The organism is Nocardia puris (assembly GCF_036051655.1).
Taxonomy (GTDB): Bacteria; Actinomycetota; Actinomycetes; order Mycobacteriales; family Mycobacteriaceae; genus Nocardia; species Nocardia puris.
Genome location: NZ_CP107943.1, coordinates 1311636 through 1326479, shown reverse-complemented (window position 1 = coordinate 1326479; position 14844 = coordinate 1311636). Strand labels below are relative to the sequence as shown.

The 14844-nt window shown below is 62.3% G+C and carries 17 protein-coding genes and 1 tRNA gene; 9 read left to right on the top strand and 9 right to left on the bottom strand.

The features are described from left to right. Positions 1 to 26 precede the first annotated feature (26 nt). The 3 genes from OHB21_RS05815 to OHB21_RS05805 form a co-directional block, all read right to left on the bottom strand. Positions 27 to 1349, bottom strand: a complete 1323-nt coding sequence (locus OHB21_RS05815; protein WP_195125234.1) for a site-specific integrase — start codon at positions 1347 to 1349, stop codon at positions 27 to 29. A 122-nt stretch (positions 1350 to 1471) separates the two neighbouring features. Further along, complete coding sequence (locus tag OHB21_RS05810; protein WP_195125235.1) at positions 1472 to 1639, bottom strand: hypothetical protein; 168 nt, start codon at positions 1637 to 1639, stop codon at positions 1472 to 1474. 87 nt (positions 1640 to 1726) lie between these two features. Beyond that, positions 1727 to 2194, bottom strand: a complete 468-nt coding sequence (locus OHB21_RS05805; protein WP_195125236.1) for a helix-turn-helix transcriptional regulator — start codon at positions 2192 to 2194, stop codon at positions 1727 to 1729. A 156-nt stretch (positions 2195 to 2350) separates the two neighbouring features. Here OHB21_RS05805 and OHB21_RS05800 point away from each other — a divergent pair, with 156 nt between their 5' ends. The 3 genes from OHB21_RS05800 (at position 2351) to OHB21_RS05790 (ending at position 5863) form a co-directional block, all read left to right on the top strand. Then, entirely contained in the window at positions 2351 to 2935 is a 585-nt protein-coding gene (locus OHB21_RS05800) for a hypothetical protein (RefSeq protein WP_195125237.1), read from the top strand. 262 nt (positions 2936 to 3197) lie between these two features. Beyond that, positions 3198 to 3509 carry a hypothetical protein gene (locus OHB21_RS05795; protein ID WP_195125238.1) on the top strand — a complete coding sequence of 104 codons (312 nt, stop codon included), beginning with the start codon at positions 3198 to 3200 and terminating at the stop codon, positions 3507 to 3509. After that, positions 3506 to 5863, top strand: coding sequence for a hypothetical protein (locus tag OHB21_RS05790; protein WP_195125239.1), 2358 nt, complete (start codon positions 3506 to 3508; stop codon positions 5861 to 5863). The genes OHB21_RS05795 and OHB21_RS05790 overlap by 4 nt, the downstream gene beginning before the upstream one ends. Before the next feature lie 666 nt (positions 5864 to 6529). On the opposite strand, the gene OHB21_RS05785 is transcribed toward OHB21_RS05790, so the two are convergent. Beyond that, positions 6530 to 6602, bottom strand: a tRNA-Thr gene (locus OHB21_RS05785). A 393-nt stretch (positions 6603 to 6995) separates the two neighbouring features. Here OHB21_RS05785 and OHB21_RS05780 point away from each other — a divergent pair. The 4 genes from OHB21_RS05780 (at position 6996) to OHB21_RS05765 (ending at position 9088) form a co-directional block, all read left to right on the top strand. After that, complete coding sequence (locus OHB21_RS05780) at positions 6996 to 7265, top strand: hypothetical protein (protein WP_195125240.1); 270 nt, start codon at positions 6996 to 6998, stop codon at positions 7263 to 7265. 115 nt (positions 7266 to 7380) lie between these two features. After that, a complete protein-coding gene (locus tag OHB21_RS05775) occupies positions 7381 to 7887 on the top strand; it encodes a hypothetical protein (protein ID WP_195125241.1) in 507 nt (168 codons plus the stop codon). Positions 7888 to 7892: 5 nt separating this feature from the next. Continuing rightward, complete coding sequence (locus tag OHB21_RS05770; protein ID WP_195125242.1) at positions 7893 to 8543, top strand: hypothetical protein; 651 nt, start codon at positions 7893 to 7895, stop codon at positions 8541 to 8543. A 110-nt stretch (positions 8544 to 8653) separates the two neighbouring features. Continuing rightward, positions 8654 to 9088, top strand: coding sequence for a hypothetical protein (locus OHB21_RS05765; RefSeq protein ID WP_195125243.1), 435 nt, complete (start codon positions 8654 to 8656; stop codon positions 9086 to 9088). Between the two features lie 467 nt (positions 9089 to 9555). Here OHB21_RS05765 and OHB21_RS05760 read toward each other — a convergent pair whose 3' ends face one another. The 4 genes from OHB21_RS05760 to OHB21_RS05745 form a co-directional block, all read right to left on the bottom strand. After that, on the bottom strand, positions 9556 to 10095 hold the full coding sequence (locus OHB21_RS05760) for a hypothetical protein (RefSeq protein WP_195125244.1): 540 nt from the start codon (positions 10093 to 10095) through the stop codon (positions 9556 to 9558). 169 nt (positions 10096 to 10264) lie between these two features. Beyond that, positions 10265 to 11104 carry a helix-turn-helix domain-containing protein gene (locus tag OHB21_RS05755; RefSeq protein WP_195125245.1) on the bottom strand — a complete coding sequence of 280 codons (840 nt, stop codon included), beginning with the start codon at positions 11102 to 11104 and terminating at the stop codon, positions 10265 to 10267. After that, complete coding sequence (locus OHB21_RS05750) at positions 11101 to 11619, bottom strand: DUF6879 family protein (protein WP_195125246.1); 519 nt, start codon at positions 11617 to 11619, stop codon at positions 11101 to 11103. The genes OHB21_RS05755 and OHB21_RS05750 overlap by 4 nt, the downstream gene beginning before the upstream one ends. Then, entirely contained in the window at positions 11600 to 11971 is a 372-nt protein-coding gene (locus OHB21_RS05745; protein ID WP_324192227.1) for a hypothetical protein, read from the bottom strand. Before OHB21_RS05745 ends, OHB21_RS05750 begins: the two co-directional genes overlap by 20 nt. Positions 11972 to 12325: 354 nt before the next feature. Between OHB21_RS05745 and OHB21_RS05740 the strand changes: the two genes are divergently transcribed. Beyond that, positions 12326 to 12505 (top strand): hypothetical protein, encoded by a 180-nt coding sequence (locus OHB21_RS05740; RefSeq protein ID WP_195125247.1) that lies wholly within the window; start codon positions 12326 to 12328, stop codon positions 12503 to 12505. 175 nt (positions 12506 to 12680) lie between these two features. Here OHB21_RS05740 and OHB21_RS05735 read toward each other — a convergent pair whose 3' ends face one another. Next, a complete protein-coding gene (locus tag OHB21_RS05735) occupies positions 12681 to 12980 on the bottom strand; it encodes a hypothetical protein (protein WP_195125248.1) in 300 nt (99 codons plus the stop codon). 660 nt (positions 12981 to 13640) lie between these two features. Here OHB21_RS05735 and OHB21_RS37415 point away from each other — a divergent pair. Then, on the top strand, positions 13641 to 14750 hold the full coding sequence (locus tag OHB21_RS37415) for a MerR family transcriptional regulator (protein WP_407675162.1): 1110 nt from the start codon (positions 13641 to 13643) through the stop codon (positions 14748 to 14750). The last annotated feature ends 94 nt before the right edge of the window (positions 14751 to 14844 follow it).

Below are 14844 nucleotides of genomic sequence, written 5' to 3'. Positions count from 1 at the left end.
GAACGTGCGGGCGCGTACGGACGAACCTAGACGCTCTTGCGCGTCCTCGGGATGAACGCGGTCACGTTGTCGGCGCTCGTTTGGGCTACGTCTTCGAACATGGACACGTAGACCTCCATCGTCAGCTTCATGTCGGCGTGCCCCAAGGTCTCTTGAACGGTCTTCGGATCGGAGCCCGACGCGATCATGAGCGACCCGGCGGTGTGGCGAACGTCGTGCAGCCGGATCGGTGGCAGGTCGGCGGCTGCGGCAAGGCGCTTGAACAGCTTGGTGAACTGGTTCGGGTCGATGTCGCGCCCATCCTCGCGGGTGAAGATGCGGTCGGTCTTGGTGTACGCCTCGCCCCACTTCAGTTGTTCGCGTTTCTGCGCAGCGCGGTACGTCTTCAGCAACGAGACGTTCTCGGTGCCGAGGGCTACGGTGCGGTCGCCAGCGTCGGACTTGGGCGTGTCCTCGATGACGCCGGACGGGCTGTGTACCAACTGGTTGTCGATCGTCACGGCCTTGTTGTCCCAGTCGACCACGGGCCAATCCAAGCCGAGCGCTTCGCCACGCCGGAGACCGCGCGTACCCAGGATGTGCCAGAGGGTGTAGAGGCGGTCACCTTCGACGGCGTCGAGGAATGCGCCCAAGTGATCGGCACGCCAGACCATGACCGTGGAGGGTGTGGGCGCTTCGCGTCGCGCCTGCTTCGGGGTCCGGCCTTCTTCGATGAGCTTGGCAATGGCGTCGCGCCAGGTCTTTTCGCGTGCCTTGGTCCAGACGAGAGCCTTGGGCGGCTTGCCCGATGGGAGCTTGACGAGCTTCGCCACGTTCACCGTGACCAGACCCTCACGCAGGGCATCGCTGAGGCAGCTACGAAGCATCGCGCGCATTCGCTGCATGGCAGACGGCCCGGTGACGCGAGCCTTGATCTTGCCGCGCCGGATCTCTTCGTTGCGTTCCTCGATGTGCTCGAAAGCCGCGGTGAGGTGATGCACGCGAAGTTCGTCCAGCTTCACGCGACCGATGTACAGGCCCCAGCGCTTCGAGTACCGGGTGTAGTGGTCGTGGGTGTTGCCTTTCAGTTCGTGCGCCTTGCCCTTGAGCCAGGTCTCCATGTACTCCGCGACGGTCTGACGTTCGGTGACGGGCGCACCGCGATTCGCCTTGGCGCGCAGATCATCAAGGGCGGCCTGTGCTTCGTCCTTAGTCGAGAAGCCCGACCGTGTGACGTTCTTCCGCTTGTTCGCCACGGTGACGCCGAGGGAGAACGCCCAGGTGCCGTGATTCGCCCAAGTTCCGTTGGGACGCTTCAGCTTCGGGCACTTCTGCCCCCATTGCTTGCGGGTCTGGGTATCGGGGTCCACGTAGGTGCATCCACACCGACGGTGTACGTATCCGGTTCCTGCCATTGTCTTGCCTTTCTGGGTGGAGATATGCGACGAGCCCCACGCATCGCGCAGGGCCCATCGGGGGTTGGTGGGTGTGGTCAGGCGGCTTTGGTTCGCGCGCAGCGGAAGCACACGCCGTCGCGCAGGAGGTCGAGTTTCGTCAGTTCCTCGCACTGGACGCAGAACCCGGCGACGTAGGGCTTCTGGCCGGGCTTGCGCACGATGCGGTGATGTGGATTGGAGGATGACTTGCGGATGTCGGTCATTGTCGTTGTCCTTCAGTTGATTTCGGTCGTCTAGGAGGCGCGGAGGGCGCCTGTCGGGATGCGGTGCATGTCGTTGCTTGGTCGGCGCTATTCGGTGTCTCTGTCGACCTCCTTGTGCAGCTCGATCAGCAAGGCGTGAATGGACGACAGGGTGCGGCGTTCGCGGGTGGCATCATCGGCCTTGCGTGAGTTCGCCTCTGTCAGCTCATCGACCAGGCGTTCGAGGTCGTAGAGGGCTTCCTGTGCCGGGTTGTCGGCGACGCGCAGATCATCGAGAACAGTCGTGGGATACGTTGTGCCGGAAGAGACTTCGACCTCGCCCACACCGCTCGGTGGTGTGAATAGAGAGCTGACCGGGACACGAAGAATCTGAGCGAACACGAACAGCTCACTTGCCGTGAAGGCGCGTTCGCCCCGCTCGAAAGCGGATACGGCTTGTCGCGGTGTGGCCTTGTCGAGCGCTTCGCCGACACGTCGCCCCAACTCGGGCTGCGAGTACCCGATGGCTTCACGGGCGATGCGGATTCGCTCACCCACTATGCGTTCGATCTTCAATCCGTCCTCCTTGTGGCTGCCGGTTTGCCTTAGGGGGAACTGTACACCGTTCGTGTAACCGGACACAAACGCTGCATATTGACTTTCATTCGTGTCGTGTGCATTGTTGATGCCGACATGACCCTCAAATGTGCAGGTAGGAAGGTGTTTTTGAAGATGAGCAGATATCTCAAGAAGGAGCCGAAACGACTCACGCAAGAGGAAGTGGACGACCAGCCGTTGCTGATGAGCGTCCTGACCTTGGCGGGTCTGTTGGGCCTCACGAGACAGCGCGTCTATCTGCTGCTCAGCGAGGGGCGCGTGGGTTTCACGCTGTACCAGGTGCAAGCGACCAAGCGCTTCTCGACCATCGAAGTTCTGCGCGGGCTGGGATACGACACGACCGAACTTGAGGCGCGGCTCAGGGCCAAGCCGATGTACAGCGCAACCGAGCTGTCCCGGATGTTCGATCTGTCGTACAACCTCGCCAAACCGTTGCTCGAACAGGCAGGAATCAAGGCAATTCCGCTTGGCGCACATCCGCGCTATTCGGCTGCGGCGGTGGCGGATTGGCTGGGTGTGGGAGACATCAACAGTCCACACACACTGTCGGCTTCCTCGCCGGGAGAACCGGGCACCTCACATGTTGTGAAGACCAAGGGCGGCAAGGAGATTCACGCGGGTAAGCCGTATCGCTACGCCGGGCGCGTGTACGACGGGGCCGACATCATCGCCATCGCTCAGTTGCTCGGTGTGGCCTGATATGCGCGCCGACAACGAATCACGCGCGATGCGGTGTGCCAGGCGCTCTACGGATCTGCTGGGACGTGGTGCCGATGTCTAGCAACGTCGTGCTTGATTACGTGCTCGCGATAGTCGCCGTACCGGACGACCAGGCGAACGAATGGCCTTACGCCGCAGCCGTTCCCCTCGCGTTGCTCGTGTATCTGATCCATCCGTACCGGCGTGGTGCGCGATGAGACGGCGATACACAGCGCCACCGATCGAGCCTCCCGCGTCAGCGTTGGAATTCGTCGCCAGGTTCGTGTGCCCGGTGTGTGGAGGTAAGGCCGAGCTGATCGAGGGGCCGAGCAACTGGGCCGTCGAGATCGACCACACCGCCGACTGCGCGAATCCGATACCCGCGCCTGAGTTCGACGAGGCCGACGTGGAGGACCCACGGGACCGGATCAGGTTTCCCGAGCTGTTTGCCCCCGCGCCCGTGGACCTTGATCACATCGACTGCCGACACGGGCCACTCGGGCGGGCGTACTGCGAACGCAAGCGGCGACAGGACGAGCGCGTCCGACGCGCAGAACAGGAAGCGATGAGATGACCATGACTCTCACCAGAGAAGTCCGATTCGAGTTCGACCGTAGCGCCGTCGCATACGAAGCGCTGTGCGCTTTCCTCGGCCGGCGTGGACCGGGAGCCATTGCGGCCATTGCCGGGTACGCAGGTACCGGGCGGGAACAGAACAGTCCGAAGGGCAATGTGGTGTTCTTCCCGAACAGCATCGGAGGACGGCGCGAACTCGTCGCATTCGGGGCTGCCAATGCAGAGGCAGGGCTGAATACGTTCCTGAACTCGGCGCTATGGCCTGACGCGGTACTCGACGCCACAGAGCCGCACCCGTTGGGCAAGGAGTTCTACAGCCCGATCAAGTTCCCATGCCTGTGGGGCGACATCGACACCTTGAGCAAGGTTCCCCGCCCACTCTGGCGAGAACTGCGGCGCAAGGGCTGTGTCGTCGTGAAATCGGGCGGTGTGGGCGAGGACGGGAAGCCGTCCCACCACATTCGCCTGTACCTCAAGGAGCCCATTACTGACGTTCACGAGTTCCATCGCTTGAACGGCTGGCTCGCGAAAGCGCTTGGTGCGGACAGCAAGTGGAACGCCTACGCATGGCTGACCCTGCCGGGAATGATTCGCTTCAAGCCGAACGAATACCCGGAGGGCCGGGATATCGCCGTGCAGCAGATCGAGCGTGGGGCATGGACGGTTGCCGAGCTGGAAGCGTTGTTCGCCCTGTACGCGCCCACACCGCGCGTCGTGAGGGTCGCTGACGATGCGGCGTCGATAGTCGCTGAGGCGGTCTCTTGGGACGCCCTACCGCGCCCCGTGCGGCACGCATGGGCGAACGGATTCGATGACGAGAGCCGGGGCCTGTGGAATTACCTGTGTCTGTGCGCGGAGTACGGGATGTCGCAGGGTGCGGCCCTGCATTGGGCGATCGAGGGTCGCGACGCTGGTCAGTTCCCGGCGCGGCATAGCGACGTCAGCCTGAGAACGCAGACGAGCAAGGCGTTTGCCGAAGTAGAAGCCAATGGGAAGTTGAACAGCAAGTCGACGCCAGAAACGCGCCGAAAAGCCAAGGCGCGCAGGAAGGATGCGGGCTCTGGAGATGACCGTGGCATCGAGGATTTCTGGACAGCTCGCCCGGAGCTGACGCACATCCGCGACTTCGCGCTGTCCCGCCGCCGTTCGCCCTGGGGCGTGCTGGGTGTGGTACTTGCACGACTGTCTACGGTCATCCCACCGAACTACGTGCTGCCTCCTGACAGCGCAAGCCACGGATCGCTGAACACGTACGTCGGACTCATCGGCGTGCCCGGTGCGGGCAAGTCGGCGACAATCGCCGCGGCTCGTGATGCGGTCTACGTGGGTGAGGTCTACACGCCGAATATCGGCTCAGGCGAGGGCATCGCGCACCGGTACGCCTACTACGACGAGAAGGGCAAAGACCTTGTGCCGACTCGTGATGCGGTGCTCTTCACCTGTGACGAGATCGGTCGTCTCCGCGCGCTGATGACACGGGCGGGCTCGACGCTGATGTCCGAGCTCCTGACCGCGTGGTCGGGTGGCCCGCTCGGGTTCGCGAACGCCGATAACAAACGGTCCATCACTATTGCTGCGCTGCGGTATCGGCTGTCTTTCACGACGGGCGTTCAGCCGGACAACGTGGACATCTTGTTCGGCGAGGCTGGAAGTGGTCTGCCGCAACGGTTCTTGTTCATGCCCGTACGGGACTCCAGCGTCACACGGGAATCCGTTGCTGCGGCGCGTGCGCTATCGCCAAAACAGTTGGAATGGGCTGTGCGCCCGGATGATTCGACGGTCACCTTGGTGCCCGAGGACCTCAAGACTGAGGTTCCCAGCGCTGAACTGAGCGTCATCACCATCCCGCAGTTCGTTCAGGACCTTATGGACGAAGCCGACTTCCTCGGTAATCCCGATGAGTTGGACGGTCACGCGCTGTTCGTCCGGGCCAAGGTCGCCGCGCTGCTGATGTGGTTCAACCGTCGGACGGATGCGATCACGCCGGAGGACTGGGCGCTGGCGGGAACGGTGATGCAGGTCAGCGACGCCACGCGGGCTGAACTGCGCGAGCATCTTGTCCACACCGCAACCCGAGGGCGTGAAGCACGCGCAGCCAGTGACGGCAGGTACGAGGCTCGGAAAGAAGCGGCGAAGGCTCAAGCCTCCTTGGAAACGCTTGTCGCTGCGATCATTCGCAAGCTCGGTAATGCCCCCGCCCAGACGATGACGCAGAACCAGTTGAAGAAGGGCCTGAACAAGCCCCTGGTCGCCGCCTATTTCGATGAGGCAATTGGCCTGCTGACTGAGTCGGGGCGGGTACGAGTCGAACCGCGCAAGCAGAATGGATGTGCCTATGTCCTGATCGAATGACGGGGGTACGGGGGTACGGGGGTACCGATTGATGGTGTCGCCGTACGACCTGGTTAAACCCAGGAACCGGTATTCTTCTTCTTTTATCTGAGGGTCGATGTTCGAATCGAGTGCATCCCGTGTACCCCCGTACCCGTGTACCCCCGTACCAGGTGAACGTAGGAGTGTTCGTCTTCGCGGATCTGCGCCGGTGCGCGCCGGTGTGTGCGCTCGCGCGAGGAAGACATACCCGCTTCGAACCAAGAACCGAACCAATACCAATAGCGACAAGCGTTAGAGGGGTCACCTCACGCGAGAAAGGATAAGGCAATGCCGATAGTTCAGCTGGACCCGACTCCGATCTACAAAAGGCACAGGTGCAAGAAACGGCATCGCACAGCTCGGACATTCATGAAGTGCGCGATTCCACGGGCGGTGTGGATTCGAGGCGAAGGCCCATACGCGCTCATCGCTTGGTGTGGAGTTCCGACCGTCACCTTGCACGAGACGCGCGAACTCGCAGAGTTTCATGAGGACCAGATCGACCGATACTACTGCGGGCATATGTGCAATGGAAGGCACGTGATTGTCCGTGTGCGCTTGGACTGCAATTCATAAACAATCAGATGAGCAGTGCTTATGTGCAGATGAGGCGATATGTGACGAGACTGTGCGCAGAAGTAATTGAGCCGCCCAGGGGAATCGAACCCCTGACCTACGCATTACGAGTGCGTTGCTCTACCGACTGAGCTAGGGCGGCGCGCCTCTCGGCAAGACGAGAGTCTATCGCCTCATCGTACCTACCGTGAAAACGCCTGGTCAAAGTGGGTGCATCGGGCATGTCTCGGACCTCATGCGCGGCACCCACGGGCACGGGAGCGGACGCCGTAGCGCCTTGACTGTGCGCGACCGTGTGATTTATCGCGAGAGCGCACGAAAGGCGCTGCACGAGCCTTCTGGATGTCTATGCCGGCGTCTTGTTTGTATATGTCGCAACGATGGCAAATTCATTTGTCTCTGGATATGGCTTGGTCGCGCCTGCGTGCGAGGAGTCAAAACTGAGGGGTTCGGATTCAATCGCCTTTGTGCATATCATGCCGACAATGGCGCACGCCGCCGCGTCATTCGGAGGAAACCCGGAAGGGAAACAGAAATGAGCAATCGCGCATTCCGAGACACATTCACACCCGCCTTTGCCGGTCTTGAGAAGGAAGTCATTTACCGCATTCCGGGTGTTCCGCGTGAATTCGTGGTCGAAGCGGAAACGTTGGCGAACCTGATCTGCAAGGACTGCTCGGTTCCAATCCTGGTAATGGCCGATAAGAAATCCGGGCGGGCCATCCGTGCATGGCACGACGAGACGTGTCCGACTGCGCGAGAGGAGTCGAAGGTCAAGCCGCGAATTCTGCACCGTCAGAGGTAGAACGGTCCGCACATCGCCGATGGTGGGTGTGGACGTAGGAATTCCGTCTGTCGCCGAATGGCAAGGTCGGGAATCCGTGAACAGGTAGACAAACACATCGGAAGGGGATTTAGGAATGGCGAAGATTGATGTAGACGGGTTGTTGAAGGAGTCGAAGAGCGGGGGCGCTGACTATGCCTCGATCCGCAGTCGAATCGACAACGAGCTGGGCGGAAGCAAGGACATGATTCAGCAGGCCCGTGACGCGATGACCAAGCGGACGGGTACCGCGCAGGAACAGGACGCCGCCGACAAGGCATTCGCCCAGGAATGGCCGAAGCTTCAGGGCGCGATGATGCTGGAACAAGATGCGGGTGCAGCGACCGACCTTGCGGCACAAGCGATTCAGAACTCCGACGCTGGCGTGAAGCCGTTGCTGATCATGCAGACGATCGACTATCTGACGACCGCTCGGCGCATGACCGAGGACGCGGTTACCAAGCTGCTGCTCGTCAAGGTGTCGCCCGAACTCAAGCAGGCCATGGACGACCACGAGGCCAATGAGAAGAACGCCGTGATCGCGCGGCACAACGTCGACCAGGCGCAGCAGGGCACCGGTCGCTACTTCACCGGAAGGAAGTAACTGACATGGCTACCGTTGCCGAACTCGAAGCTGCGGTGATCGCGGGAGACAAGAGCATCAAGCCCGCCGACATCGAAAAGGCCCGTGCGGCTGAGCGATACGCGGAACTGACCGCGCAATCCGACGCCCGCGAGGCGAAGGAAGCCGAGGCCGCCGCGCATCAGGCCGCCGTGAACGAATTCCTCAAGGACTACGAGGAGTTCATGACCTCGGACCTCGAACCGCTGCGCGAGGCGTACGCCGCCCTGGTCGTAGCCGTCGCCGACCTTCACACTCTGCTGGAGGATCACCGCGCGAAGCAGTCCCAGATCAAGGCGAGGGCTTCGAAACTGGGTCTGCACAGCCACCCCATGACCGGAGAGGCGATGCCCCACCACGCGCCGGTTCCCGAAGATGCGGAGCGGTGGAGGGCTCAGTTCGTGTACCGCGATGTTCCCGCTCGGGAGGGGCAGAAGGAACGGGGCTATATCGCGGATGCCGTGGAGGAAGGCAAGCGCGGATTCCTGCCTCGTCGGGGCAAGGTCGGTACCCACGTCCTCCACACGCCCGAGCGCAAGGAAGAGCTGCGTTCGCTCAATGAACGGGGTGCCGACAGAAAGCAGCTCGGTATCGAGATGCGCGACCGGATTCTGAACGAAGCACTGTCCGGCGAGTAAGACCGGGGTCCCGTGAAGCTGCACACGGGGCCTCGCTTACAGGAAGGGGATAAGGAATGGGACGCGGAAAGGTAGCCCCCTCGAAGGCGCGGCGATCCAAGGCCGTGCAAATGAAGATCGAGGGCGCGAGCTACGCGGATATCAAGGCGGCATGTGGATATCGGACGCAGAAGTATTGCCGTGCAGAAGTGCGCGAAGGGTTGCGGCAGTACTGGATTGCGGATGAAGAACAGAAGCGACAGGCGATCTCTCAGGCAGCAGGCCGTCTCGAACGTGCTCAGAGGCTGGCCATGAAGCTCATGTTGGACGATTGCACGGAGCCCCGCGACGTAGCCAAGCTGATGGATTCCTTGACGAAACTTCAAGAGCGACAGTCGAAGTTGCAGGCGCTCGACATCAAGCCCATGCCCGACGACGACGGCAACGCGGTCGATATGTGGCTTGTCCAGATCGGCGGCAACGTTGAAGTTCCGGCCGAACTCGCCTCCGACGAAGACGACGAGCCCGAGGACGATGACGGACTAGAGGACCTGGACGACGAATAAGACTCGGAGTGTCTAACTGCCCCCGGGCACTCCGCCCATAGCCCCGCGACATACGCCCCTTCCCGTTCCTGTCGCGGGGCTTCGCCGTAGATGAGGGAGAAGCACATGCACGTAACGGATCGTCGGGCTGAGGCTGTGCGGATGCGTCAGAATGGCGCGAGCACCGAGGAAATCCGAAAGACGTTGGGATACAAGAACGCCGGGACTGTCCGAAGGCATTTGCGCGAGGCTGGTACGTCGGTAGTGCTACCCAAGCCGGAACGTCGTTCGCGTCCCAGTGATGACGACGGGTTGCCAGTAGATGTTCTGACGTCTCGGGATCGTCGCGTGCATCGAATGATCGAGCAGCACGCGCGGAGGCGTCACGAGCGTCTTGAGGGTCTGCTACGCGCGTCCGGGTTGCACGTGTCGCAAATGACTGCCGCGCAACTCGGTTCGCGTGTCTGGTCGTTGGAGCAATACGACGGTTAGGCGGTTCCGAGGTTCCGGTGATCGCTCACGCTGTCGAACCAGCGGATGAAGTCCACGGTCGATCCCCACCCCTCGCGAATCCGGTCATGGATCGCACGCTGATCATGGCCCGGTACGAACTGACGTCCGCCGGATACTTCAGTGCCGCAGCCACATTCACACACGCGGGGCGCTCCAGGTTCGTTGTCGATGTAGGTAACAGGGTTGCGGAACGCATCTACGGTCCGGCCAATGAGAGAGTCGTACGCAGCGTCGCCGGGCTTGAGTACGCGGCCCACGATGGCCTGCTTGACGCCGCCGTCTACCAGGTCCACGTCTTCGATGCCGTCGATCTCGACAACCGTGCGGACTACGCCATCGAATGAGAACGTCGCATACCTCTCCTTGGCTGCGCGTGGGCCGAGCTTCCACACGCCACGGTTCTGCTTGTACGTCACTTCGTCGGACTGGCCGTAGTCCCAGCCGACCTGGGTACGACCCCACACGCACGAGTCGAGGACTTCGCGGTGAGGACCGAGCTTGAAGTTGAGCGCCATCGTGTACTCCTAATCGGGAAGCGTAACCCAAGGGCTTAGGTTATCGGTTACGATGGGAAGTGTAGGCGCGACGGAGACGATAAAGCAAGGGCTTGGGTTAAGTTTATCTGCCTCTGATCACAGTCCGTGCACACAGTTGCCGACGTGCGGTGTGGAACCGGTCATCTCATCAGCCATCAGAACGCAGCCGATCCAGTGCGGCCGTGATCATGGCTCGCGCGTCCTTGCCGTAGACGGCCTGCGCGCGGAGTAGGTCGAATGCCTTCTCGTACAGGGCGATTTCGCGAGGCTGGGTGATGGTGAGTTCGGCGGCGATCGTCTCAACCATGACCATGCGGGCGTCGTAGATGACGAAGTTGGTAGTCACCACGTTGTGGGCGACCTCCAGCGGAATGACGCCGAGCACGACGCGCGGAAGCTGCATCACTGTGAGTACGCGGTCAAGCTGGCCGATCATTACCTCGGCATCGCCCATGCGGGTGTAGAGGGCCTGTTCAGCGATGATGAAGTGGAACTTGTGGTCGCCGTGGTACAGGACGCGCTGACGTTCGATGCGCGAGGCTACGCCCTCGTCGAGATCGTCGGGGATGTCGTAGAAGTCGATCACCTGTCGAAGGATTGCTTCGGCGTACGGCGGGGTGTGGAGAAGGCCGGGCAGCACATTGGACTCGTACCACCGCAGAAGGCGGGCCTTGTCTTCGAGCGTGATGGATTGCTGCTGTCGTCGGCGCGTGCCAGTGCCCAGAAGACGCCGGTACTCCAGGTATGCGGCTTCGACGTTGCGCAGGGTGGCAATGAGGTCGGGCACTTGATCCGCGGTGCCGGTATGGATGCACCACACCCGGATGTCGTCATCGGTCGGCGTCTGCTTGCCGTACTCGATCTTCGACACCTTGGAGCTGTGCCAACCCGCGAGAGCGGCAAGCCTCGTACCACTGAGCCCGGCGTCCTTGCGGATGTCCCGCAGCCGATGGCCGAGTGCCTGCCGCGCCTCATCAACTCCTGTCACCGGGTGATGTACTCCGCGTGGGGGACGCCCTTGTCCCACACCCGATTCCACACGCTGCGGATGTACCCGACTATCACGGGATCTGTCGTGACGGCCAGACCGCCGGCCGCCCCATCGGGGGTAAAGGTGTTGAACGCCACGAGGTTGTCATCGAACAGCCAGAAGTCGTCCGTAGACAGCTCGGATGGGTCGATCAGATGCCGAGCCAGATACCGGATGTCCTCGCCGTCCTTGATGTTGCGATGGGCGACCTCAAGCGACCATCGGACGTAATCGGTGTGCGGCTCGGTGACCACGCGGGCTCGCTTCATCTGGCGACCTGATGCGGTTATCCCACGGACCAGTTCTTCCCACTCGCGGAACCACTCGTAGTCGTCGGGCTCCCCGTCGAGAAAGAGCCGGAACGGTTCGGACTCTTCGGGTGTGGAGTAGGAATCCTGCACTTCGAGGTGATACGCCGTGCGCTCGAAGGTGTGGAAGAGGTCGTAGAACGCCTCATGCTGCAACAGCTGCATCGCCCCTGATCTCCTGTCCGACCGGAACCTCGATGCACGTCTCGTGGTCCGGGATATTCATCTCTGCCAACACATCTGCGTCGGTCACCAGTTCGCCGCTGAGGGTGAACGTCCCGTGGCCGGTGTCCTGGAGCAGCACGCCCAGGCACGTCCCTGGTTCGAGGAACGCGAGTAGCGGGTGCGAGATCTCCACCTGGTCATCGTGTCCCGGTACCCGCCAGCCCTGAACGATGTAGGTGCCACGGTCTGTGAAGTACAGGGTCGGGGAGTTGCCGCCGTTGGTGTGTTTGCCGAGGAAACGTATCTTCATGATTTTCTCTCCCTCTATGGTTGTGCTCCGTTTTGCGAGCACACACATAGATCGTCAGATGCCATCGGTGACCAGTCAACACCTCAAGGGCTCAGAAGCAAAACGGAGCAAAAGTATTCAGATTTGCGCGCTCAGATTCTTACGTTCGATTGCAACGGGTCGGGTGAGGTGCGCTTGACGCCTTCACCCGACTCGGAGCCAATCTGCGAAAGGGCTTGGCGTGCAAGACGAACAGTGCCATGTACGCATCCGGTTCGGGCCTCACGTGCTCGACTTCTGCGCAGCGAGACAGGCCGCGATTCTGTACGCGAAGGACGTAGGGGAATGGCTCGGCGTTCCCGTACTGATAGACGATGAAGTCCGCGACGACATGCCGCCCCTACCCTGCGAGTCGCTATGGTCGTGATCGCCCTCAGCCTCGTCGTAGTCGCGGCGTTCGCGCTCGGCTTCATGCTGGGCCGCCATCGCTCCACACCGCGCCCGCCAGGACGGCACAGCGTCGCGTACTTCGAAATGGCCTCTGAGACAACGATGGAGCTGCCGGTCGTCACCGAAGCGCGACGCACGACGCGATGACCTACCGTATCCGTCCCTGAGTCGTCTCCAGAACACCTGGCACGTGCCCGCTCGAGTGATCGTATGGTCGACGTTCGCGAGGACCTCACGGGCGAGCTGAGGGGCAGATGTGCTGGTAGAGCGGCGATTCCACCACAAAGCCCCGGCCGTAGCCAGGGCTGAGAGGTTCGCGAGGTTACTCGGCGTCGGGTGTGGGTTCTTCGGTCGCCTGCTTCGCGGCTTCGGCCTCGGCCTTTTTCGCGGCCTTGGTGGCTTCGCGTTCCTTGATCCACTTGGTGAAGCGGGTCTTCATCGGACCAACGTCCTTGGTGGTGAACGAGTAGCGCGACCCGGCGCCCACAGCTTCGTAGTCGTCCGACGCGCGCAGGAACACGCGCAGCGTCTTCGGGTCGGTGCCCAGCGCTTCGGCAACCTGCTTGGTGGTCAGGGTCTCGGCGGGCTTCGTGGTGGTCTTTTTCGCGGCGGGCGTAGTCATCGTGGTCTCCTTCGTCGGTGTCGCCTTGGTGGCGTGCGACAGCAACGTAAGAGAGGTCGGGCGCTGGTCCGTATAGGTCGCGATGGACTCCGTGGCAAGTTGTGACCTTCGCCCCCGCGTCGCGCAGCGGTGTGGGTGTGTGTCGTGTGCGTGCGCTGTGTCGTCTGGGATGCGTGCCGACGTCACGGTGTGAATGTTGACGCCAGAGCACGAAAAGCCGGTCTCACCTGCGTAGAAGCAATACAGTATCGCGTACCGTGTTGACACGCGGGGGCGCTACTCGGCTTTCTCGTAATGAAAAGGTCGGGGGTTCGATTCCCCCAGGCGGCTCCAGGTCAGAGGCCCTTTCCGGTTCGCCGGGGAGGGCCTCTGTCGTGTCAGTGTGCCAGGAACTGCCAGGACGTGGATTGTGCTCGGCCGACGTCCATTGTGGAGTTCCGCGGGACTGGTCTCGCCAGGCCGCGGTCCGCGTCGTGTTTGCGACGTTTCACTCGTCGAAATGCCTACGGCGACCCTTGGCCGGTGCTGGTTCGCGGGCGGGCCGGTGAGGTGTGGCCACCGGATGCGACGGCGATTCTCGGCTTGAACCTGACGTAAGGTCAGGTCTTAGCGTTGATGGCGCCGGCGCACGGTGTGCCGGTGGAAGTGGGATGAGATCGGATGGGCCGGTACGGAACCGAGCGGGTGTGGAAGGTCGGTGAGCTCGCGGCGGAGGCCGGGCTGACGGTGCGGACGCTGCATCACTACGACCGCATCGGGTTGGTGTGCCCCGCGGAGCGGACCGGCACCGGACACCGGCTCTACACCGCCGGTGATGTCGAGCGCCTGTACCAGGTGCTGGCGCTGCGCCAACTGGGACTGGGACTGGATCGGATCGCCGATCTGCTCGCGGGCACGGTGGATATGGCGCAGGTGCTGTCGGCTCATCGCGACTACCTTGCCGCGCAACTGGCCGCAACCCGGGACCTGTTCGCCCTGGTCACGTCCCTGGCCGCGACAGCGGAGGACAGGCCGGACACCTCCTCGGACCGCTTCCTGGAATTGATCAGGAGAACAGTCATGGTCGACGACACCTTCAAGCAGTACTTCACCGAGGAACAGCTGACGCAGCTCGCGCAACGCCGGGAGGTGATCGGCGAGGAGCGGATCCGGCAGGCCGAAGCGGGATGGGGTGAACTCATCCCCGAAGGTCGACGCGGCGATCGCGGAGGGAATGGATCCGGCTTCACCGCAAGCGCAGCGGTTGGCGGCGCAGTGGATGGACCTCCTGGAAGGCTTCCACGGCGGCGACGAGGGCCTGCGCGACAGTCTGTACCGCATGCAGGCCGGCGAGGCCGACCGGATAGAAAGCGAGTTCTGCGGACCGTCTCCCGCGCAGATCGAGTTCATCGCGGCGGCGAACGCCGCGCGCGGGTAGGCGACCTCCTGCGGGGAGGCGCTCGGCGTCGGAGACCCTTTCGTTTCGTTGGGAGGGTCTCCGCCTTGCCGGCGATGCAGTTGGCGCTGGCCGACGAGGTCTACAACGGTCACGCCACCTCGCACCGCTCGTTTCTGCCGCCGGGAAACGATGCGAATCGGGCCGGTGTCGACGACTTCTCCTACGTACCCGCAGACCGCGCGAAACCTGCCGGGAGAGCCGGATACGAGCCGGGCGAGCTGAGCTTCGACCTGGTGATCGACGTCGCTGACGAGAATCTCGCGCAGTGGTTGCAGAGCCACTACGACAAGATCGGCGTGACGCTCTCCACCGTGAGTCTGGACCCCGGATGAGTTGTTCGGTGTGCGTGTACAACCCGGAACCCGACGACGGCGTGGACGAAGTTCGGCGAGAACCGACGCCGAACGGCTCCACAACGGGTTCAAC